This window comes from Burkholderia sp. MSMB1498, assembly GCF_001526245.1.
In the GTDB taxonomy this organism is placed as follows: domain Bacteria; phylum Pseudomonadota; class Gammaproteobacteria; order Burkholderiales; family Burkholderiaceae; genus Burkholderia; species Burkholderia savannae.
This window is the reverse complement of record NZ_LOYJ01000040.1, coordinates 1-22,136: the sequence shown is the minus strand read 5'-3', so window position 1 is coordinate 22,136 and position 22,136 is coordinate 1. Positions and strand designations below refer to the sequence as shown.

At 62.9% G+C, this 22,136-nt stretch carries 21 protein-coding genes; 12 read left to right on the top strand and 9 right to left on the bottom strand.

What is annotated here, in order from left to right; genetic code table 11:
* Positions 1-7: 7 nt before the first annotated feature.
* The 5 genes from WS91_RS07870 (at position 8) to WS91_RS07850 (ending at position 4,317) form a co-directional block, all read left to right on the top strand.
* Entirely contained in the window at positions 8-523 is a 516-nt protein-coding gene (locus tag WS91_RS07870; RefSeq protein ID WP_059670066.1) for a hypothetical protein, read from the top strand.
* Positions 480-743: a hypothetical protein gene (locus WS91_RS07865; RefSeq protein WP_059670065.1), complete on the top strand. Its 264-nt coding sequence runs from the start codon at positions 480-482 to the stop codon at positions 741-743. The genes WS91_RS07870 and WS91_RS07865 overlap by 44 nt, the downstream gene beginning before the upstream one ends.
* On the top strand, positions 733-1,338 hold the full coding sequence (locus tag WS91_RS07860; protein ID WP_059670064.1) for a DUF4400 domain-containing protein: 606 nt from the start codon (positions 733-735) through the stop codon (positions 1,336-1,338). The genes WS91_RS07865 and WS91_RS07860 overlap by 11 nt, the downstream gene beginning before the upstream one ends.
* Positions 1,339-1,690: 352 nt before the next feature.
* A complete protein-coding gene (locus WS91_RS07855; protein WP_059670063.1) occupies positions 1,691-2,578 on the top strand; it encodes a hypothetical protein in 888 nt (295 codons plus the stop codon).
* Positions 2,579-2,595: 17 nt separating this feature from the next.
* Complete coding sequence (locus tag WS91_RS07850) at positions 2,596-4,317, top strand: ATP-dependent helicase (RefSeq protein WP_059670062.1); 1,722 nt, start codon at positions 2,596-2,598, stop codon at positions 4,315-4,317.
* An 18-nt stretch (positions 4,318-4,335) separates the two neighbouring features.
* On the opposite strand, the gene WS91_RS07845 is transcribed toward WS91_RS07850, so the two are convergent.
* Entirely contained in the window at positions 4,336-4,743 is a 408-nt protein-coding gene (locus tag WS91_RS07845) for a bactofilin family protein (protein ID WP_059670061.1), read from the bottom strand.
* A gap of 963 nt (positions 4,744-5,706) precedes the next feature.
* A complete protein-coding gene (locus WS91_RS07840) occupies positions 5,707-6,318 on the bottom strand; it encodes an AcaB family transcriptional regulator (protein ID WP_059670060.1) in 612 nt (203 codons plus the stop codon).
* 615 nt (positions 6,319-6,933) lie between these two features.
* On the opposite strand from WS91_RS07840, the gene WS91_RS07835 reads away from it, so the two are divergent.
* The 7 genes from WS91_RS07835 to WS91_RS36715 all read left to right on the top strand — a co-directional run bounded on the left by WS91_RS07835 (position 6,934) and on the right by WS91_RS36715 (position 13,858).
* Positions 6,934-7,200, top strand: a complete 267-nt coding sequence (locus tag WS91_RS07835) for a DUF7696 family protein (RefSeq protein WP_059670077.1) — start codon at positions 6,934-6,936, stop codon at positions 7,198-7,200.
* The gene (locus tag WS91_RS07830) at positions 7,197-8,471 is read left to right on the top strand and encodes a recombination directionality factor (protein ID WP_059670059.1); all 1,275 of its coding nucleotides are present in this window, start codon (positions 7,197-7,199) and stop codon (positions 8,469-8,471) included. Before WS91_RS07835 ends, WS91_RS07830 begins: the two co-directional genes overlap by 4 nt.
* Before the next feature lie 171 nt (positions 8,472-8,642).
* Complete coding sequence (locus WS91_RS07825) at positions 8,643-9,128, top strand: NADAR family protein (RefSeq protein ID WP_059670058.1); 486 nt, start codon at positions 8,643-8,645, stop codon at positions 9,126-9,128.
* Positions 9,129-9,208: 80 nt separating this feature from the next.
* Complete coding sequence (locus WS91_RS07820; protein ID WP_059670057.1) at positions 9,209-10,576, top strand: metallophosphoesterase family protein; 1,368 nt, start codon at positions 9,209-9,211, stop codon at positions 10,574-10,576.
* Positions 10,577-10,771: 195 nt separating this feature from the next.
* Positions 10,772-11,293, top strand: coding sequence for a hypothetical protein (locus WS91_RS07815; protein ID WP_059670056.1), 522 nt, complete (start codon positions 10,772-10,774; stop codon positions 11,291-11,293).
* The gene (locus WS91_RS07810; protein WP_059670055.1) at positions 11,281-13,602 is read left to right on the top strand and encodes a hypothetical protein; all 2,322 of its coding nucleotides are present in this window, start codon (positions 11,281-11,283) and stop codon (positions 13,600-13,602) included. The genes WS91_RS07815 and WS91_RS07810 overlap by 13 nt, the downstream gene beginning before the upstream one ends.
* A 79-nt stretch (positions 13,603-13,681) precedes the next feature.
* Positions 13,682-13,858 (top strand): hypothetical protein, encoded by a 177-nt coding sequence (locus WS91_RS36715; RefSeq protein WP_197422222.1) that lies wholly within the window; start codon positions 13,682-13,684, stop codon positions 13,856-13,858.
* Positions 13,859-14,218: 360 nt separating this feature from the next.
* Here the strand turns inward: WS91_RS36715 and WS91_RS07800 are convergent, their stop codons facing one another.
* From WS91_RS07800 to imuA, 7 genes are all read right to left on the bottom strand, one after another.
* Positions 14,219-14,410, bottom strand: coding sequence for a hypothetical protein (locus WS91_RS07800; protein WP_156432326.1), 192 nt, complete (start codon positions 14,408-14,410; stop codon positions 14,219-14,221).
* Positions 14,411-14,701: 291 nt separating this feature from the next.
* Positions 14,702-15,181, bottom strand: a complete 480-nt coding sequence (locus tag WS91_RS07795) for a hypothetical protein (protein ID WP_059670052.1) — start codon at positions 15,179-15,181, stop codon at positions 14,702-14,704.
* 70 nt (positions 15,182-15,251) lie between these two features.
* On the bottom strand, positions 15,252-16,187 hold the full coding sequence (locus tag WS91_RS07790; RefSeq protein ID WP_059670051.1) for a tyrosine-type recombinase/integrase: 936 nt from the start codon (positions 16,185-16,187) through the stop codon (positions 15,252-15,254).
* Between the two features lie 147 nt (positions 16,188-16,334).
* Positions 16,335-16,676, bottom strand: a complete 342-nt coding sequence (locus WS91_RS32515; protein ID WP_231751998.1) for an H-NS histone family protein — start codon at positions 16,674-16,676, stop codon at positions 16,335-16,337.
* 92 nt (positions 16,677-16,768) lie between these two features.
* Complete coding sequence (locus tag WS91_RS07785; protein ID WP_059670050.1) at positions 16,769-19,918, bottom strand: error-prone DNA polymerase; 3,150 nt, start codon at positions 19,916-19,918, stop codon at positions 16,769-16,771.
* Between the two features lie 6 nt (positions 19,919-19,924).
* Positions 19,925-21,403 (bottom strand): Y-family DNA polymerase, encoded by a 1,479-nt coding sequence (locus WS91_RS07780; protein WP_059670049.1) that lies wholly within the window; start codon positions 21,401-21,403, stop codon positions 19,925-19,927.
* Positions 21,324-22,040, bottom strand: a complete 717-nt coding sequence (imuA, locus tag WS91_RS07775; RefSeq protein WP_059670048.1) for a translesion DNA synthesis-associated protein ImuA — start codon at positions 22,038-22,040, stop codon at positions 21,324-21,326. The genes WS91_RS07780 and imuA overlap by 80 nt, the downstream gene beginning before the upstream one ends.
* Between the last annotated feature and the right edge of the window lie 96 nt (positions 22,041-22,136).

Here is a 22,136-nt window from a genome sequence, read left to right as displayed (position 1 = left end):
ACCAAGCATGTCTGCCGTTTTCAAAAAGATCATTCGCGAGCACAAGCTGTCCGCCCACCTGACCCCGGTGTTCACATTCGCTCCCGAGCTCGAGCTCGTGTGTGCGCGCGTGGCGGAGTTCGTCGGTGAGCACTTCATCGGAAAGGCGGAGCCGCTCGTCAAGGAGATGTTCGTGGACGCACTCACTGCGTTCAAACGCGTACGCAAGACCGGCGATCCGCATGTTGCGTTCATGCAAGGCCTGTTCGCATCCGCCCATATGCTGTATGCGCGGCGCTTCGTCGTGCGAGATGGCGAGCGCTTCCATGTCTGGTCGCCCATGTTCGAGCCCGTGACGGCGTTCGAATTGCGTCACAAGCTAACGCCGCAGATGGTCGAAGAGCGATGTCCGGAAAACATCAGCCAGCGATCTGCGGCGTTCCAGCTCGCAGCGCGCGCACTGACAGGCGAAACCTTCCGACTTTACTTCGAGGAATACGATGTCGCTCACGCCTTTTCTGATTCGGACGCTGACTCGGCTTGACGAGCACACCGTGCGCCGGGCGATGTCCACGGCTGCGGCCCAGGACGATCCGGCCGCGAGGCCGCCCGCGGAGTTTCAGAAGGGGGCGAATGCGATGGCGTATGCGCTGGCGATGTTCATCCACCGGCGACCGGTGCACTTCTACCTCGGCCTGTTCGGTTTGATTGCGCTACCGATCTCGTTGATCGGTGGGATTGTGGGAGACTTTTATGGCCGGTAGTCGGTTTGTCGGGCACATCAAGATGTGGTTTTTCTTTGTGCCATTGCTCTCCGTGGTGCTCATGCCGGCCGCGCCCGACTCGTCCCTGTTCGAGATCTCCGACACCGAAGCCGAATCGGTCGTGGCGAGCCTAGGAGAGGCTCGGACAGTGGACGCCATTGAAGCGACGAATCGTGTGTTCAAGCGCTACTTCGTCGAAACCGGGCTGGTGCAGGCATCCATGGAATCCACCGGAGAGTCGCAGATCGAGGACGGTGGGGTCTCGAACTTCGCCAATCGGTGGGTCCACAACTTCTGGCACCTTGTGTACCGGATGATCTATCGGCTCACTGTGATGAAGTACTGGTTGCTCGGCACGCTCGTGTTCTGCGTCGCGATGTTCATTGACGGGACAGCGCGTCGCAAGGTACGGGCGGCGGCCGCCGGCTACGTTAGTCCGCTGTCGTTCCATCTGGCCGGGCACGGGATTTTGCTCGTATTCGGCGTGGCGTTCACGGTGTTGATCGCCCCGGTACCGCTCCTTGCGCCGTACTGGTTGGCGATTGCCGGATGCCTCGGGGCGTTGCTCTGGAAAGCCGCATCTTCGTACCAGTAGTCCCGGAAAGCTCCAAGTTTCCGTATAGCTTTTTGCCGAACGGCCCACAACCGGTTGCGAGATTCGTGATCGCCGTTACGAGAAAATGATCGTCGAAATCGCTGACGATTCGGTCGAATTTGCCTTGCGGCCCACGTCACAATGACCCACGGTCTACGGTCCTCGGAAAGCTCGACTCCCCGTAGAGCTTTCAGCCTGGCCCCCTCTCCGGAGGGGGTTTTTTTCGTTCAGCGCCACGGGCTCGCATCGAAAGCCGCGTGAAATCGTTCACGTTTCGGACATCCGCGGAGGTATAGGGCCGCAAGAATAGACGCAAGCCGCGCGTGCGGTTGTTCAACCATAAAGGATCCACATGAGCACGATCAATGAAGAAGCGCACGTCGAAAATGCAGCGGCGGGCGGGGTTACCGAGGACTTGCTGCCGGTCGTAGGAGATGCTGCGGGTGAGGTGGACGGCGTCCCGCCGGCTGGCGACGGCCAGCCGACGACGGACGGCGCGGACGACGGTGAAGTTGAGCGGGAGCTCGATGAGATGGAGCACTCCGCCGCTGTTCTGCAGCGCGAAGGGCTGATCAGCGCGTCGGAGGCGGACCAGAAGCGAGAGGAGGTGGCGCGTACGCGTATGCTGTTCCGCAATCTGCCGCCCGAACAGCGGGTGCGGATCATTCAGCGCCGGCGCGAGATCGGCCGCGACCTGATGAACAAGCAACTGTCCGGTGCGGCAGTTGTGACCGCGAAGGTCACGATGAAGCATACGCGACTGAAGCCGCTGTTCGAGCAATGGTGGCCGTACTTGAACCGGATGACGATCAACATGCAGCGCTTCGGCCGTGCGACGTACGGCGCGAACGAGCAGGGGATCGTCAGCACGTGGTTCGAGAAGCAACTGGAACAGCTCGAAGCCTATGTGAACGAGCAGCTCGACGTCGCGCAGGGCTTCCGGGAGAGGACGGAAGCGGAAATGCGCGAGCGCGGTGAGACGGTATTCGCACCGACCGTTACGAAGCCCTCGCTCGATATCGAAGTGGAAGCGTATTCGCGGTTCTCGATGCGCCTGCTCGCTGTGATCCTGAAATTCGACCAGGTGATGGACCACTTCGACTTCCTCGTCTGGAACGGGATTCGAGACCAGTCCGACGTCGACGACGAAACCGCGCGCTTCCTGCGCAAGTTTCACCCGGTTGGCCTGCGTGGGTACACGACGCACCTGAAGCTGATGAACACCGTTCGCGGTAACTGATCGGGAAGACCAGTGCCATGCTCGACGAGTTGAATCCCCAACAGCGCGAGGTGGCACTTCTGCGCCGCCACTGCCTCGCGATCGCGTGCCCGGGCGCGGGCAAGACCAAGATGAGTGCGACGAAGGCAGCATGGCTGCTGCAAGATCCGACGGCAGTGGTTGGTGCCGTGACCTTCAGCAAGGACGCGGCCGTCGAGCTGCGCGAGCGCATTCTCTCGCGGGCGCCGCCTGATGCAAAGCGCCGGCTGATCGCTGGCACGTTCCACTCGCTCGCGTTCAAGCAGCTTCAGCGGCCCGGCCGTGGCCGTCCCGACATCGCATCCGAAGGGGATCGTCTCGGGTTGCTCGGACGAGTGCTCGCGGAGCTTGGGTATGGCTGGAAGGCCGAGGAGGCCGTACCGATCATCGAGCGGATCAAGACAAATTTCGGCCGGGCGGACGAAGGATCGGCCGAAGCCGCGCTCTATGCCGCCTATCAGGACGCGCTCGAGCGCAATGGGAAGATCGATTTTCAGGACATGCTGCGCCTTGCGGTCGAGGGGATGCAGCGCGACCACATCAAGCCCTACCGCTTCAGCGACCTGCTCGTCGACGAGTTTCAGGACACGGACCCGTTGCAGTTTCGATGGGTCGAACTGCACGCGCGCGCGGGCACGCATGTCACAGTGGTCGGCGATGACGACCAGAGCATTTATGGCTTTCGGGCTGCGCTCGGCTTCCGCGGGATGGAGAACTTCGCCAGCACGTTCGAGGCCCAGCGCGTGGTACTCGGGAGCAACTATCGCTGTCATGCAGAGATCCTGGCGGCCGCCGACCGGGTCATCCAAAACAACGTCGATCGCATGCCGAAAGTCCTCCATGCCGCACGGGGCGCTGGCGGCGCGGTCGCAGCGCGACGATTCGACGACGAGTATAGCGACGCCGTGGCCGCAGTTGAGGCGCTCCAACCGAAGCTTGCGGCCGGCGCCACGTGCGCGATTCTCGCGCGCACGAACCGAATCCTCGACCCGATCGAGTCCGTATGTCGGTCCCATGGCGTGCCATACTACCGCGCGTCGGGTGGATCGGTACTCAACAAGCCGCAGGCGGCGCTGATGTGCAACCTCCTGCAGGTTGTTGAGGGTCACAAGCAGAACGGTGTCGACGCCGTCCTGGGCTACATGGGCATGAGCTCCTATGATCTCGGGGCGTTGCACAAGCGCATGGGTGCGGCCTTCGTCCAGCTGCAAAAGCAGGAACTGCTAAGCCTCGGGCTGCGCGACGAAACGGCGACCGCGTACCGCGCCTTCATGAAGCGGCTCAGCGAGTGGCAGGCGCTTTGCCAGCGGTCGTTTCATTCGCTCGCACTCGAAGGCGTCTACGAGTGGATGATGACTTACGCCAGGGGGGATGTCGCGATTCGGGCAATCCAGTGCACGTACGACGTGATCAGCCGGCTGAACGGCCCGTTCACCGAGCGTATCGAGTTTCTGAAGCGAGACAACAACACGCCGGGCGATGGTGTGCTCGTGCTCACCACGATGCACAGCTCGAAGGGGCTCGAGTACGACCACGTGTGGATCAGCCGATCCGAGGAGGGTGTGGTGCCGGACGACAAGAGCCCGGAGTCGGAGGAGCGGCGCCTTTTCTATGTCGCCATGACGCGAGCTCGCGATAGTCTGACGATCTCGTCGATCAAGAAGAACCCCGTATCGCGGTTTGTGATCGAGTCGGGGATTGAACGGAAATCGGCCGCATGAAGCGGCCGCCGATCTTGGTCATGACGTCGGTAGTGCCGCAGTGTCGGAGGTGTCGGTGAGCGACGTAATTACCGTCGGCGCGTCGACCACCAGTTCGCGCGGGACGCGCTTAAGCTGACCGTTGAGAGCAGCTTGGGGACCGAGCCGGATCGTGCCGCAATAGAAGACGTTCCCGAGCACGCGGCCGTTGATTTCCAGCGTGCCGCGCGCGTGGACGTCGCCTTCCACCAGACCGTCGATTCGGACGAGTTCGCCCTGCACCTTTCCTTTGACGATGCCGCCGGTACCGATGTGCAGCAGGCCGGCGGTTGAAATGATGTCGCCGTTTGCGATGGCGAAGACGCTCAGTCCGTGATCGAGGATCATGCTGCCTTCGACGACCATGCCGGCCATGAGGACCGTCACGTTGTTCGGTTTCGTTTTCAAGGAGTGCGCTCTCAGAATAGTGGAACGTCGCCAGTCTTGGCGGGCGTCGAGGGTATCGGGGTGTGTTCAGCGTTCGCCGGTTCGGTATGCTTTGCGGGCGCTGTTGCCTCGGCACTGGCCTCCGCCTGACGCTGACGAGCGGGCGCGCGGTGGATCTGGTGCGGTGCGGGCTTCGGTTGGGCGTTCTGCTGGACAGCCGGCGCGGGTACCGCGGACGCTGATGCCAGCGAGGCCAAGGGTGCCGGCGCGTACTGGGCCGGTGCGGTTGCGGCGGGCTGCTGGCCAGCAGCTGGAGCCGAAGCGGCACGCGAGGCACGAATCGGTGATGCAGCGGCTTTGTCGAGATCGGACATGGGCGTTGGCGTTGCGGGGTTCGCAGACGCCGGCGAGCTGACCGGCTCAGCCATGTGCAGCACTTCGGTGTTAATGCGCGCCAGGCTGGCCGCGGCGCGCTGGGCTGGCTCGGCAAAGTCCGCGTCTGTGAGCGGCCGCTTCGAACCCGGTGGGGCCGCTGCAGATGCGGCGGCTTGCACCGGGGCAGTACTCGGGCCTTGCAACGTGGTCGGGGCAACGTGCGCGACGGCTTGCGGTGGGTGTAGGACGTGCCAAAGCTTCGCGGCACCAATACCCGCGAGCCCGGCGCCCAACGCAAATGCGAGGACGATGGCAGTCGGCCGGCCGAACCGGCGACAGGTCAACGCGAATCGTGCGGTGACGCGCTCGCGCGTCGATCCCTGCCCAATCGGGGTGGGCAGTGCCCGCACGTGGCTGGCGACGTCGATAACGACGGGTTGCGACGAGTATTGGGCGTGCAGCGCCTGGATCTCTCGAATGTCCAAAATTTACTCCGTGGGTGATCGGGACGTCGCGACATGATGAGAATGTGCGGCGGGCTCTTGACGAGCTTATTCACCAGACGACGATGTCAAGATCCGGTCTGGTGGTGTCGCAGGGGCGATTGCGTTAGCCGCGACCGGTGCCGTCGGCGTCGTAACGGTCGTTATCAGGGATACACACGGTTCTCACGTGTACGATGCGGCCCTCGGCATTCTTGAGAATGTTGGCGCGGTCCTGCGGCGTGATCTTCTCGGCGAGCTGGGCTTCCATCGTTGCAGTGAACAGGCGGTCGTACTGGGTCAGGCACCGGACCAGCAGGCCGGCGAGCGGGCGCGTCACCTTCAGTTCGATTTGCTCGTACGGAAACGTCAACGACCGCGCGTTGTGCCGCTCGACCCATGCAGTGGCCTTACGCATCCAGTCCGCGGTATCTCGCAGGGCAGTCTCGAGCGCTCGCACCTTGCCGCCGCGCGCGACGGTGATTTTGGCGGCGCAGAAGTTGTAATCGCTGCGGATGAACGTGCGTGCAAAGATCGAGCTGTAGTGCAGGATCGTGACGGCATCGGAGTCCGGGACGATCCTGTCGATTCGGCTGTCACTCGTTAGGCGCTGGATTGGCTTCAGGCCTGTTGACGTGGCAAGACGAACCGCCGGCTCTGCGTCGGAGGGAGTGGTATTTCGCGTGGGCGTGACAGGTTGCTCGCGCCCTTCGTGCGGTGGTTCGAGAACGGCAGACATGATTTTTTCGGGTGGTCTCTCTCATTGACGATTCTGAGTGAGGCGCCCGATGTGAGTACCGGCAAAAGCGTGGCTGTTTTCGTGAGCTTTTCGGGGATTGCGCGCCGCGATATTCGCGATACTGACTCTACTTCTCGCGTCGCTGACGCATCGACCTTGACTTCGCTGGCCGAAGTCCATCTTTTGTACAAGCCGTGCCAATGGGCATGCTCCGACTGGTTGGCAACCAGTGTGGAATTCCTTTCTGATGAGCGCCTCGCCCGCGCTCCCCATTTCAGTCATGAAACTCGTCGCTCGCCGCATTCATTTGCGCAGCGGCGTCGTTCGAACCCGGACAACGGGTGTCTCTCTCCAGGCCTCTGCCTCGGGTAGAACGACTGTAGTCGACTGAGCCGTGATCCTGCGGCGGAATGGCACTTCCGAAAATGGGCTGTAGCGCAGCGTGACCATGCTGTGCGAGGACGACCTAACGTCCTCTATTTGAGCCGAACGGCTCCCTGAGCACCACGTCCCCGGAAGGGACGTGGTGCTTGGGTCATTTCACCGAATCCACAAAGCGCGTTCCTCTGCCGAGGAATGCGCTTTTTTTCGTCCTTTTTTGTCCTGGAGGTAGGTGTGCTTCCCAATCGTCTCGATTCCCGAATCGCCGACGTGATCAGCCAGACGATCGCCGAAGAAAGGTCGGCCACCGACACGACGTCACCCGCATGGCGGGCGCGTTGTGAGGTGGCACAAGTCGCGATGTTCACCGACTCCGACCGCCGGATTTTTCTGTCCAGTATCGCCCATCGCCGCGGAGAGGCGGCCGCGCACGCACTCGAGCAGTCGGTGGATGCGTTGCGCGCACAGGTGATCATCAAACTTGCGAGGAGGAATTCATGAATGCAGTAGTCAGTATGGTCGGCGGCACGGTACGAAGTGTTGTCGAAGAGCGGGCCATGCGTCCGCCTGTGATCGGGAAAATTAGGCCCGGTATCAAAGTGTTAACGTCGAGTGCTCGAAGTAATCCGGACGCGGTTGCGCTGTATGAATCGATGGTTGCCGCCGGCGACTCATTCGAGACGATCGGCAAGGCGATCGAGTCGCGTTGCCGGCTCAAGCATTCGTTGGCACCACGAAACACCGATTACTTCACCTGCCGGCGTTCGGATTTCAACAACCCGGAAGTCGCCGACGAGATTCTCAGGCTGTACGGCGAGGACCGCGGGCAGGGTGTCAGACTATACCGCTTCCCGGTGTTGTTCGCTTTCAACGATTGGATGCAGAACATCCCCAACGAAATGGCGGCGTGGGGATCGAGCGGTCGCAAGTACTTCTCGCAGTACGGACTCGACGGCCTTCGATACTGCAAGACCTACGCAAAGGTCGAACGCGATCCGCGTGCACAACGCGCGGTTCGGCATTTCGGCGGCCGCGACGTGATCTTCCGTCAGGACGGCCCGATCCCCGATGGTATCTGCAACCCCGAGCAATGCCCGCAATACCAAGGCAGGCAGTGCAACCTCGGCGCACACTTCGTCTTCGCCATTCCCGACATCAAGGGACTGGGCCTGATCGAACTCCCGACGAACTCGATCTACGTGCTGCAAAAAGCGTACGCGGCGATGAAGACGGTCCAGCTGGCGCGCGGCAAACTGACCGGTACCCGGTTCTGGATCTCGAAGCGGGAATTCGAGATCACGCGGATCAATGAGGCGGGCGAAGCGGTGCGTCAACCTCAGATGCTGACTGTGCTTGATGCGGATATCGACATAGGTGCGTTGCTTGACGGTGCGGAGGAGGCACCGTTGGCGATCGAAGGTGCGGCATCGGTCGCACAGCCCGACGCTGGCGGCACCGTGATTCAGCTTCATCCGACAGAAGGTGAAGACGCCGCCGTGGATGCTGATCAAGTGAAAGTCGGTGACCGCCCGCCCGAGTCGATGGAGGAGAAGCGCCACCGCATGCAGGACCTGCTGCAGCGCCTTCGCTTCGGTGACGAAGAGCGGCGCCGAGCCTTCCGCATCTATGGACACTTTCAGTTCGGTCGTGGCTGGATCGAGCGGGCCGCAGACGTCGACAAGATGATCGTGCGGCTGACGAACGCACTCGAGGATACGAGTACGCTCGATCGCGAGATCGGCGAGGCGCTCGAGGCTCACCGCAACTCGTAACAACTTCCCCATTTTGCCGACCCTTCGGGGTCGGCGCTTTTTTCTGATACCGCGTTTCAGAGAGTCCTTCAGCAAAGCGATTTGCTCAAGTGCTTTCGGCCGCGTGACTCACGCATCGAAATTGTCCGCGTAAGCGGCCATCTCTTGCCCCATCCCCTTTTGGAGGACCCTATGCGCCGGATCGGCAACATCACGGCGTTTTTCGGCGCCGCCGACGTGTTCAGCAATTGGCCCCCTTGCCGCTTCACGTATCACGAAGTGACGTTCAACTGCGGCGAGCAGTTCGTGATGTACGCGAAGGCGTTGCTGTTTGACGATCACGCAACTGCCGCAGCGATTCTTGCATCGACGTCACCGCGGGAGCAGAAGCGCCTCGGTCGTTCGGTGAATGGCTTCGACGATGCACGTTGGGTGCAGGTTCGCGAGTCCATCATGTTTGTCGGCTGTCGCGAGAAGTTTCGACAGAACGAGGACTTCGCGTCGGCACTGTGCGCAACCGGAATGTCAGTCTTGGTCGAGGCGAGCCCGTATGACCGGATCTGGGGCGTCGGGCTCGGCGAACTCGACCGCCGCATCGCTGATCCGTCCGCCTGGCAGGGGTTGAACCTGCTCGGCAAGGCGCTCATGCACGTGCGGGACGCGCTTTCTCGGTCGTAACTTTCCTTCTTGCGTCGGATGTCGGCGTAGACCTATCTCTGGCTGCCTGCGGGCGGCCATTTCTTTTTCTGGAGGCGTTGATGGAGATCGCGCATTTTTCTGACCTGCATTACTCGCCGGGAAAGCTCGACGAGGCGGACAGGTGCTTCTCGCACGCGGTAGGTGACGCTATTGCGCGCCAGGCTGACGTGGCGGTGATCAGTGGCGATTCGACCGATCATCGACTCGACGCGCATTCGCCGGCGCTCCATGCGCTCGCGAAGCAAGTGCACCGGCTTGCAGAAGCGATGCCGGTTCTCATGCTTCAAGGCACGTTTTCGCATGAGCCGCCTGGTACGCTGACCAACTTCTCGTTGATGGGGGCGCGCTATCCGGTGGCAATCGCGGACCGGCCTTGCCACGTGGCACTCGTCGACGGTGAATTCTGGTTCTCACAAGGACCGGTGTTCAACGATGACGAGCTTCGTGACGCGATCGACAGCGGTGCCGACGTGATTTTCACGTGCCTGCCGACCATGAACAAGGCGGATCTGGCCCTGCGCGTTGGCGCGTTGGCGGCGTCGACAGATCTCGGTGACTCGCTGGCGACCTTTCTTTCTGCAGCTGGCCGGTTCAATGCCCGCGCGCGGGCCGCTGGTGTGCCGACCGTCGGTGTGTCGCACGGGACGGTCAACGGGTGCGAGACCGAGCACGGTGTCACGATGGCGGGGTTCGATCACGAGTTCAGCCTCGGTGCACTGTTTGGCGCGGAGTGCTCTGCGTTCATGCTCGGACACATCCACAAGTATCAGACGTGGGAGCGCGAGGGGCGCGTCGTAGGCTATCCCGGATCGGTCGGACGGTTTCATTACGGCGAGCTCGGCGACAAGGGTTATCTGACGTGGGACGTGTCGGCTTCCGAAGCACATGCCACGTTGATCCCAACACCGTCTCGCGAAATGGTCTCCATCAGCTTCGATGGTCCACCGGACGCGGACGAGCTCGCGGTACTCGCGGCGGCATCGGCCGGAAAGTTCGTGCGTATCCGCTGGCAGATCGACGAAGAGCATAAGCAACTGGTCGACCGTAAGGCGATCGAAGCGATGTTCTCGACGGCCGCTGGCGTGAAGCTGGAGCCGCGTGTGCTTCCCGTCATGCGCAGCCGCGCGGAAGGGATCAGCACGGCACCGACTATCGATGCGAAGGTGACCCGCTGGTGTGAGTTGGCGAACGTCGATGCTGCTCCCTTAGTGGATCGGCTCCAACTGCTCGAGTCCGGCGACCCGGAATCGGTCGCGCAAGCGATCCTCACGCGTCTCGCTGTTGCCGAAGAACCGGCAGATGAGCGGACTGGTGCGCTTGAAATCGCATCGGTGCAGTCGCCTGCCATATCGGTGATCACAGGTCCTGATGCTTCATTGGGCGCTGGCGAGCTGTCCTGGCTTACCGACGATCTGTTCGCGGCGTAATGCCGCTCAACGACGAAGCGTTTCCGTCCATTCGAACACAGCCGTGTTCCGATAGCCCGCGTGGTTATCGAAACAAGGTTCCCCCCGCGCCCGTTGGCGCATCGAACGCAGCATCGCTGCATCCATTTTCTTTCTACCCTGACGGGATGTGTTCCCCGCCAGGGGCGCACTCCGTCTCAATTCTTGAGTGTGCTCATGTTTGGTCTCTATCCTGCTGGCGTCCGTTGGGCGCAATCCTATACCGCGTCCACCGACGCCAAGTCGTTGCAGAGGCGCCTCGTCGACCACGGCGGGTGCACTACAGCCCTCTTTCATCAACCGTTCGGTGCTCAGCGCGGCGCCGTCATCGCGCAACGCGATGGCCTGTTCGTCCTGACCCATGTGATCGAAGCCGACCAGGCTGAGATCGTGGTCACGCCAGGCGTCGAGCTGCAGAACCTGCTCTGGTCGTTCGACTCGGGCTACTCGGGTCAGTGGTCCGGCCGCGAGCTGCAAATCCTCACGGGTTGTCCCGATTGGGACTCGATGCTCAAGCAGACGTCGGACGCGTTCCGTCGCCTCTGTGGGACGGTGCAGGCTGCCGTCGATGGCACGTTGGGCAAGCCGGCTTCCCGGCCCGAGCCGACGCTTACGATCGACGACGATGATGTGCCGTTCCTGCCGGACGACTATCTGCAGCCCATCACGCTCGCGGAGATCCAGTCATGCGACCACTGAAACTGTTGCTCGAAGGGTTCTATGGCGTGCGGGACGGGATGAGGCGCGACAGCGTCGAACTCGACCTGGAGTCATTGCCCAACGGATTGATTGCGTTGACGGGCCAGAACGGCGCCGGCAAGACGACGATCATGGACAACCTCCATCCGTACCGGATCATGCCGTCGCGCGCGACGAAGCTCTCGGTCGATGCGTTCTCGTACTGGGATCACGTCTGCGGGGCGCAGGCGCGCAAGGAATTCGATTGGGAGCATGATGGCTTGCGCTATCGGTCGACCTTCGCATTTCGGAAACCCGGCAAGACTGGCAAGGCGGACTACTTCCTGTTCTATCGCTCGACAGACGGGGAATGGCGGCCGGTATCGCTGCCAGATGGCACCGTGTCGGATGGCAAGGGCGAAACCTACGATCGATGTGTTGACGCGATCTGCGGTTCGCTCGAGTCGTTCTTCACGAGCGTGTTCTCGGCGCAAAACCGCCGGCCGCTCGCGTCGTACGGAGCGAGCGAGATCAAGGCGTTACTCGCTGAACTGCTGAAAATTGATCACCTCCGCGCGTTGTCGACGAAAGCGGCAGACGTCGCAAAGGTGCTGGCCCGGCAACTCGGTGTGGTGCAGCAGGATCTCACCGCATTTTCTGGAAAGCGTGAGCGCGCCGATCAAATGCGCAATGCGATCGCAACGGACGTTTCGGGGATCGGAACCGCACGCGAAAAGCGCACTGCGGCCCAGGTCGAGATCGCTGCGCTAACTCAACAGCACGCCGTGCTGGCAGCCAAGCAACGCGAAAACGCGGGTGTTGCGGTGCGGCTCGGGGAACTGGGCACGCGTCGCACCGAGCTGCAGACATCGCTTGATGTGTTGGAGCGGGATGGGCAAGCGGAGCAGAAGCGGCTTTTGCAGCGTGCGACGACGATTCGTAACACGATAGCCGGCCATGCAGCAGTTGTTCGGCAGCGTGAGTCCATTCTTGGCGCCGCGGCGGATCGCGACGATGCACAGCTTCGGCTCAGTAAGGCCGAAGCACAGATCGAACCTTTGCAGCGCGCGATCGACGAGCTTGACGCGAAGCGACTACGGGCAGTGACGGTCGGATCGACGCTCTCCAGCCTGCAATCGGAGGGGACGACCAAGGCCGACCTGATCAAGACGCTGACCGAGCAATCGGCGGTCATCGGATCGGTGCCGTGTGCAGGGATGGATATTCACGCGTCGTGCCCGTTGCTCGCGCAAGCGAGAAGCGCAGCCCAACAAGTGGATGTCCAGACCATCTCGTTGAATGAACTTCGGACCCGGTACCGCGGCCACAAGGCGGAACTGGATCAACTCGCGCCGGCTGTCGAGGCGTTGTCTGCGAAGCGTGCAGAACTGCAGTGCGTCAATGCGGAAATTGCGGCGGCCCGGCAGGCACTTCAACGTGCAATCGAACTTGCTGCCCGAAAACCGTTGCTCGATGCAGCTCAAACCGGGGTGCAACAGGGCCAGGCGGAACTCGAATCGCTCGATGTTGAGCGAGGCGAGGCGTCGAAGCGTCGGGAGACGGAGGCGGCGAGGCTCAAAAGCTTGTTGCGGGAGGTTGAAGCGGAGGTTTCGCGCCTGGCTGCGGTTGATGTGGCGCAAGCGATTTCCGACGTCGACCGGTTGTTGGCCGATCAACGCGAGATCTGCACTGGGCAGGATGCAACGATCGAAGCTTTGATTCGGAGCCAGGCCACCGGCGAAGCGACGCTTGCGGCACTCGAACGCGAGCTGGACGGCTTCACCGGAACGCAGGCACTCGCTGAACGGATCTCGGACGAGATCGCGAAGTGGAAGCTGTTGGCGAAAGGGCTGGGCAATGACGGCGTGATCGCGCTGACGATCGACGACGCGGGCCCGGCGCTGACGCAGACGGTGAACGACCTGCTGCTTGCGTGCTACGGCCCGCGGTTCACGGTCGAGATCCAGACGCAGCGCACGTTGGCCAACGGTGAAACGCGCGAGGGTTTTGAGATCCTCGTGCACGACGCCGATAGCGACAGCAGCAAGGCGGTCGGCGTGATGTCCGGTGGTCAGAAGGTGTGGATCAACGAATGCCTGACACGCGGTGTCGCCCTGTACAACGCGGGTAACGCGGGACAACCGTACGAGTCGCTCTTCAGCGACGAGTCGGATGGACCGCTAGATCCCGATCGCAAGGTGCAGTTCATGCGTATGAAGCGAGAGGTTCTGCGTTTGGGCGGGTACACGCGAGAGTTTTACATCTCGCAAACGCCCGACCTGATCGCGGAGGCCGATGCGGTCATCGATGTAGCCGCACTCGCGAGGTAGTGCAGCACACATTTTTCACCCTGGCGGGGACCGTTCCCCACAGGGGCGTTCCTCGCCTTTTTTCTTTTCGAGGAACGCAATGAAACTGAAGTCCAATTCTGCTGCTCTGCATCGAAGCCTGACGGTTTCGGTTCGCCCGAAGCCCATCCGCATGGGTACGGAGCACGTCTACGAGCTGAACGGCTCGCGGCTGCGCGACGTGCTAGTTGATGGGCGCTGGGTGACGGTGGCGGCTACGGCTATCGTCGCGTCCTGAATCGTCGACGGAGGAACGTTGGATGAACGGGATGACGAACCTGGTGATGCTGTTGATTGCAATGCACGGTGGCTCGGAGCCGCCGGCGCCGGCCCTGCGCTACGCGGTGGCTTCGCAGGCCGTGAATAGGCGGCCGCCTATGAAAACGGACGCGGTCATCTGCAAGGATGGCCAAGTCCACACTTTTCCCGCAGGGCACCCCAAACCCTGCATCTAATCCCCTGACCAGCGGCCCTGCTCTCGCAAGAGAGTGGGGCCCTTTTTTGCGTGGGCAGGGGGCACTCGTTTACGTGAACAGATCGTCCGCTTCTAGTATTGCCCCAGGGGTGATTGCCGAGCGTGCGGCATCGGGTGCCGTCGTCATGGATACAGGCGTCCACCTGATAGCAAGTGGATAGTCAAGCCGGTAACGAGAAGGGTAAGGCCCGACACCACCTGCATGTCGTGCGGCATGCCGAGCTTCCCGATAAATTCCAGGTGCGAAATCGTTCCAGACACGAAAAGCACAACACCAATCAACGTAAGGACGACGCAGGCGATCTTCATTCCCATTCTGTTTTCCTTTCATTCATCACGTTGTGGTCAACGGCCCCGAACTACCACAGCATAGCGAATCGGACAGGCGTCACGATTCATCGGCGGTGGTATGTGGGTTTCCCGAGGCGCCATGCAGTCAAGCTCCATAGACCGCAGCGGCTATATGTATGTATCGGCGTCTTCCGATGAATCTTTAGCCTTATTCGTCGCATCCAAGCCACGTGCGGGAAAGTGGGTGCTGCGGCCGTGGGGTTTGGTCCAGCACGGTCGCGATTGCCCGTTTCCGCCTATCTGGAATCGAACCTATTACTCGCCGGACTGGTTGCTCAGAATCAAGGCAAGGTCTTCGTCCGGTGGCGTTGGCGTGGCGTGCGCAGTATGGATGCGAGCTTTACCGACCACGAGATGTCGTGAATCGATTGAGATTCTCTCGATATGACGGCCCCGTGCAGCACGCTCTGGCGTTTGCTGATGTGGATAACCTCGATGAATGTAGTCTTCGAGGTCAGGCTCGGGGAACACGACGTGATGTACGCCACCTTCACTCAGGACCACGCAGAGCATTTCAAACGGGATCCCCGTGAGCTCGCGATCGGCGAGGCGATTGAGGATCGCGTCACGCGTATGGTGATCTTCTGTCAGGACGCCCTTTCGGCCCTTGTGGTTGTCGATCTGAACGATGACCTGGCTCGACTCGGGATGGCAAGTGAGGAACCTGTATCGGCAAACCGCGATACCACCGTTCTCGAAGTAGAGAAGGTCGGTATAGCTTGTTACGTTATCCATATAAATTCTCCGATAGCAAAGAAGCCAGCAACAGTGCTGGCTTCTTCAGGCTATCGATGCGACGGAGAAGTCAAGTCTCGTCGCTGTTTTGCCCTTGCGGCGAGGGATGGAGTGTCGCGCGAATGCGGATCACGGTCCGTTGGCTGGTGAGGCCCAGCGAGTGCATGACGTCATCGTTGTTCCGGCCAGCGAGCAGTTGGCGCCGGGCGTAGGTGTTGCGTAGGGTGCGCGGGCTCATGTCTGGTACGCGTATGTCGAGCGCCAGCAGTTCATCGCGAACGATCCGGCCGAGCATCTCGTCCGTCATCGGGCCGCCGGCGCGGGGCGACGGGAACAGCAGCGCGCTGGGCGACGTCGCCGTGTCGTTCCTCCAGCGCGTCAGCGCCGGTCGGGCAAACTCGTCGACGTTGATTCGACGCGCCTCGCGTGGGCCACGTTTGGGAATCAGGATGTGCGGCCGCGCCGATGACAGGTCGAGGTCGTCAGCGGCGGCCTTTCGGATTTCCTGCGCGGTGATTCCGGTGGAGAGCAACAAAGCGACGATCGCGCGATTGCGGGTGGCGCGTTCGTCTAGCCCGTCGAGCGTGGCAACCGATTCCTGCAGGCGGTGATCGTCGGCCTCGAGAAAGTATACCGGGGCGGGGTCGTCTTCAGGCCACGTCTGCGTAAGCGTATAGGCGGCCGCTGGATTGGTCTTGCGCACGCCGACATCGACGAGATGCCGGCCAAGCCGGTCGAGGAGTTTCTGGTACCGCAGGCGGGTCGTGGTGCCGGGTTTGCACCGTCGATCGAGACCAGCAAAGAACGATTCAAGGTGGTCTGGGCCGAACGTGGCCAGCGTGCGCTGAGCGACAGCAAGATGGCGCATGAAGAGCTCGAACATGGCCTCATGCTGGACGATCGAACGCGGCGAGAATGCGCGTCGATCGGCGCCGGCCGCTTCATTGCGCTGCCACTGGTGAAAAGCCTCTGTCGGTACCGACAGCCAAAGGGATGTTTCGTCCATTTGATCTTATATACTGAATAGTGCTCACCCCAAGCATAACGCGAATCTACGATTCGCGTCCCTTGCCAACAGAAGGCGGGCGGGCCGTAAAGGAAGATGCCCGCCGCGAATGAGGCACAATGAAAATATTCAGTGTCTGGGTGCAGTTCAAGACTGGACCGTCAGCACTGCGATCTGGAATGGCGCACGGTCCTTCCCCCTGATCCACTCCGGTGGACGACCTCGACCGCTCCACGTCGAACCGGTATCAGGGTCTCGATATCGCGCTTGTGCAGGCTGGCGCTTCTGCGCTTTGCTCACACCGAAAATCTCGCGCGTGGAAAGATCGAACTCTGCGACCAGCCGTTTCACTTCCACCAGTGCGGTTGCGCGCGCTTCAACCTTGGCGGTCTCGAGTTCGGTTTCGAGGATAGCTCGTTGTGCTAGCAGCGCTTGGTATGTCGACATCGTTTCTCCAGTCGGGGTTAGGGAATTGATATCGACCAGCATACTGAGCGATCCAGAAAGTCAAGTTTCCGTGTCCGACGTGCTACGACCCGTTGCACTTGCCCACGATTGGGCAGCGGCCGGTGCCGAAACTATCAGCAAAACTCCCGAGCAGTTGTCGGCAGTGCCCCGAGCAGTTCGGTCCGGTCGACGAGCTTGCTCGCGATCAGATGCCGCACCGTGCCCTCTGCCTGCCACACGCCATACACGGCAAGCAGTGATGCGCCGAGCGCCTCCTTCCGAAACTTCTCCAGCAGGGCGGGCCACAGGATCACGTTGACGTGGCCGGTCTCGTCCTCGAGCGTCATGAACAGCACGCCGTTCGTCGTGCCGGGACGCTGCCGCACCGTGACGAGCCCACACGCACGCGCGAGCTGCCCGTTGTGCAGTGTCGCCAACTGGGCGGCCGACTGCAGGTGGTCCATCTTGAGGCGCTCGCGTAGCAGCGCCAGCGGATGCCGGCCGAGCGTAAAGCCCATCGCGCTGTAGTCGGACACGATCTCCGCCCCTTCAGATGCCAGTGGCAGCGCCGGCGCAACATCATCGCGCTCAGTACCACGCAACAGATCCCGATCGGGCACCGCCGCGGCCGCCAGCCATAGCGCCGCGCGGCGGTTGCCGCCGGCAAGCGTTCGCAGCGCATTAGAACGCGCCAGCACCTGCAGATCGTGCCGATCGAGCTGCGCACGCAGCGCGAGATCCGCGACGTCGACAAAAGGGCGCACTGCGCGCGCGAGCTCGATGCGCTCGGCGGATTCCGCACGCATGCCCCGCAATAGAGAGAAGCCCAGCCGCACCGGCGCCGACGTCGTCGGCCCGTCGATCGCGGAATCCCACGTGCTCAGGGTGACGTCGACTGGCAGTACCTGGACGCCGCGGCGCGTCGCGTCCTGCAGCAACTGCGATGGCGTGTAGAAGCCCATCGGCTGGCTGTTGAGCAGCGCCGTCAGGAACACGGCCGGCTCGTGCCGGCGCAGCCACGCACTCGAGTAGACGAGCAACGCGAAGCTGGCCGCGTGACTCTCCGGAAACCCGTACTCGCCGAAGCCCTTGATCTGCGCGAAGATGGATTCGGCGAACTCGCGATCGTAACCGCGCGCGAGCATGCCGCTCACGAGCCTGTCGTGGTACGGCTCAAGCCCGCCCTTGCGCTTCCAGGCCGCCATCGCACGCCGCAGCTGGTCAGCCTCGCCGGCAGAGAAGCCGGCCGCCAGCATCGCGACCTGCATCACCTGCTCCTGGAAGATCGGTACGCCAAGCGTGCGTTTCAGCGCCTTCTCCATGCCTTCGGACGGGAACGTAACGGGCTCCAGTCCCTGCCGGCGGCGAAGGAACGGATGCACCATCCCGCCCTGAACCGGACCCGGCCGCACGATCGCGACCTCGATCACCAGGTCATAGAAGCACCGCGGTCGCAGTCGCGGCAGCATCGACATCTGCGCGCGCGATTCGACCTGGAACACGCCCATGCTGTCGCCGTCGCACAGCATGGAGTAGGTGGCCGCGTCCTCGGCAGGGATATCCTGCAGTTCGAACGTCTCGCCGCGCTTCTCCGAGATCATGTCCAGCGCGCGGCGCACCATAGACAGCATGCCGAGCGCGAGCACGTCGATCTTCAAGATGCCGAGCGCTTCGATGTCGTCCTTGTCCCACTGGATGATCGTTCGATCTTCTATCGTGGCGTTCTCGACCGGCACGAGACGTGTGAGCTTGCCGCGGCAGATCACGAAGCCGCCCGAGTGCTGCGACAAGTGCCGAGGATAGCCGAGCAGCTGCGCGGCGAACGCGGCCCACTGCTGGTTGAGCGGTGCCTCGGGATCAAGACCGGCCTCCGCGAAGCGCTGCAGTAGCTCCGCCCGCGAGTCAAACCAGTGGTGACTTTTGGCGACCCGGTCGACGATCGCCAGATCGACGCCGAGTGCCTTGCCTGCTTCCCGCAGCGCGCTACGTGGCCGGTAGGTCGTGACGGCTGCCGTCAGTGCGGCGCGCGTGCGCCCGTACTTTCGGTAGATGTACTGCATCACTTCTTCGCGACGTTGATGCTCGAAATCGACGTCGATGTCCGGTGGTTCGTTGCGCTCCTTACTGATGAACCGCTCGAAGAGCATCGATTGCCGCGATGGGTCGACTTCCGTCACACCGAGGCAGTAGCAGACCGACGAATTCGCCGCGGAACCGCGGCCCTGGCATAAGATATCTTGTCCGCGCGCGAACTGGACGATGTCATAGACGGTCAGGAAATACGCCTCGTAGTTCAGGTCCGCGATCAGCTGCAGCTCGTGCTCGATCTGCGCCTGCACCTCGGTCGGGATACCGGCAGGGAAACGCCGACGCGCACCGATGTAGGTCTGTTCGCGCAGGTAAGTCTTCGCGGTGTGGCCAGCCGGCACTACTTCATCGGGATACTCGTACTTCAGGTCATCGAGCGAGAACGTGCAGCGCCGCGCAACGCGCACGCTCTCCTCGAGCGCGCCGGCCGGGTAGAGGTTCGCCAGGCGCAGGCGGGACCGCAGATGTCGTTCGCCGTTCGGCGCGAGCTCATACCCGCATTCGGATACGGGCCGGCCGAGCCGGATTGCCGTCAGGACGTCCTGCAGTGGCTTGCGCGAACGGACATGCATCAACGGCCAGCTGGTGGCCACCACGGGCACGCCGTGGCGTGCCGCGACGCGTTCGACCACGCCACGGTGGATATCGTCCATTGCGCGCGCGTGCAGCGTGAGCGCGACCCACGCGCGATCGCCGAACACGCGTGAAATCCATTCGACCTGGGTATCGAGCCGCTGTTCGTTGGCCGGAAATTCGGGCACGAGGATTGTGATGCAGTCGGGCAGGCCGCGCAGATGTGTGAAGGGGACTTCCGGATGCTCGAGATCGAGCGGCGCCAGCCTGTATGTGCCTTTCTTGCTGCGCATGCGACCGAGCGAGACGAGTTCGCAGAGGTTGCCGTAGCCGTCGCGGTTCATCGCGAGTGCGGTGAACGCGATCGCCGGCGAACCATCGGCGGCCGTCAGCCGGAAGTGTGAGCCGACGATCAACGGCAGCCCGGCCGCCTTCGCTTCGACATGCGCGCGCACGACGCCGGCGAGCGAGCATTCATCGGTAATTGCGATCGCGCTGTAGCCGAGCTGCGCCGCGCGCGCGACGAATTCCTCGGCGCGCGATGCGCCGTGCAAAAACGAAAAATCACTGGCGACCTGCAGTTCCGCATAGGCGGGCAGGGCGCCGTAGCTCGCGGCGCGCATCGTGGGTCAACCGAACAGGCCGTGCAGAAAATAGCGCGACTCGCTGTCGTCGCTGGCGGTCGGTCGTTCCTGGTAGATCCAGTAGCAGACACCGTTGTCGTCCTCCGCGACGAAGTAGTCGCGCGTAACGGTTCGGCCGTCCTGCCAGCCACCTTCGATGCGCTCGCCTGGCGACACCATGCGCAGCGCTGTGCCGTAGAACGGTCGATGCTGGCGCGTGAGCAGCGGGACAGGCTTGTCGAGCAGCCACGCCGGCCGCGGCAGATCCGATGGCAGCGCCGACGCCTTCGGCGCGTCGCGCAGCGGCACCCATCTGGCGGCCGGCTCCGGACGGTAGTCGGCTATGGGAGCGGGGACGAGTACGTTCTCCGCACCGAGACGCGCGGTCAGCAGCTCGAGCAGCCGCGCGTGGTCCTGCGGCGTGCCGCCGGGTTCCGGAAACAGCGAATCGCTCGGCGCTGCCGCATCCTGCACGCGACGCGCGTCAAGTCGCACCGCAATCACGGGTGCGACGAGCTCGACGTGTGCGAGACGCTCCTTGACGAGCCGTGTCAGGTGTTCTTCGAATCGCGTCGGCGCACCAAGCGCAATTTCGATTTCGGTGGGCGCGATCGCGTCGCGGCCGCGCTCGTGCTCGAGCAGCAGCGCGAACGCCGCGATGTCGAGTTGCTTCGCAGCAAGCCAGCCGGTCATCTGCAGAATGAGCCGGCGGGCGACGAACAGTAGTGCCTCGGCGTGCTCGACGCGGTCCATCAGTTCGACACGTACGTCGAAGGCCGGCGGCATGTCGAGCCACTCGTACACGGCCGGCGCGGCGCCCGCGACCTGGTCGAGCCAGTCGAGCAACTGCGTGCCACAACGCTTCTTGAGCCCGGCGCGCGGCAGGCGCTGCAGATCCGCGAGCGTTTCGCAGCCGAGCTCGTCGAACCATGTCGCGTAGCGCCGGGCGTCAGGGGCGACGGCGAGCGACACGCGCGCGAGCGCACGGCGCAACGACCGGGTGGACAGCGCAAGCCCTCCGCGCAAGCCGCGGGCGACCATCCACGCGGCCGGCCCAGTCGACGCGACGGAGATGGACGCGGAGACGCCGAGCGATGCAACGACGTCCCGCACGCGCAGGCGCAGCGCGCGGATGCCGTGGAAGAGGCGCAGACTGGCTGTCACGTCGAGCAGAACAACGGCCTCGCCGGCGTCGACCGCGTTCGGTGTGAACTGTAGAAGCGCATACGCAACACCGAGCACGAGCTCGCGCTCACGCGCGACGTCGCGCTCGCGGATCTGCGCATCGGACGCGAGCGACAGTACGCCCCCACGGCGCATGCCGGCGACGACGCCGAGCGCGCGCGCAGCGCGATCGAGCGCCACGACACGGCCGTTCTCGAGCACGACGAGGCCGCGCGCATCGTCAGGCGACGGCGCCGACAAGCGTGGCCGGAACGTTTCGAGGTTGAGGTGCGGCAGATGCACGCCGATCCAGACTTCCATGGCGATTCAACAAAATCGGCGAGGGGGACAAGGGCACGAACAGCGGCGTATCACGGGCCGACCCGCGACGCTTCACGAACGTCACGGCGACGCCGTCTCGCTTCGGCGCCAGCGCAAGCCGCAGCGGTGCGGGCGACGCGTCGCGCGCGGCGGCTGCCGGCCGGAACAGGAAAAACAACGCGGAGCCGCTCTGGGCGGCCAGGTTGAGCCGTCGCAACGCGTCCGTGCGCACATTGGATTGCCAGAGCAGCACCGCAGCGCACGTACCGGCACGCAGCACCTGTTCGGCGGCCCACAGAGCGTCAGCCGTGCGTGGCGCCGGCAGTGTGACGAAGCGCGCCGGATCGACACCCCAATACGAGAGCGCGAGGGGCTGCAGCGCGTGCGGCGGCTGGATCAACACGACCGGTCGGCCTGCCGAGCGCGCGAGCACGGGCGCCAGCAGTCGAAGCTCGCCGATGCCGGGCTGCTGCGCCAGGAGCTCGACCAGCGCGCCGGCCGGCCAGCCCCCGCCTGGTAGTTCGGCGGTCAGTTCCGGATGGCCCGTGTCGACGCCGCGCACGCTGGAGCGAGCCAGTTGGCTCGCGCGCCAGAGCGCGGGGTGAATATCTTCAGGACGGGCGAGGGTGGGGGACATGGGGGTCAGTTATGCCAAATAGTCGGGTAGCGACGACGCATTGCTGCGCCGCCGCCCCCTAAGAACCGTACGTGCGAGTTTCCCCGCATACGGCTC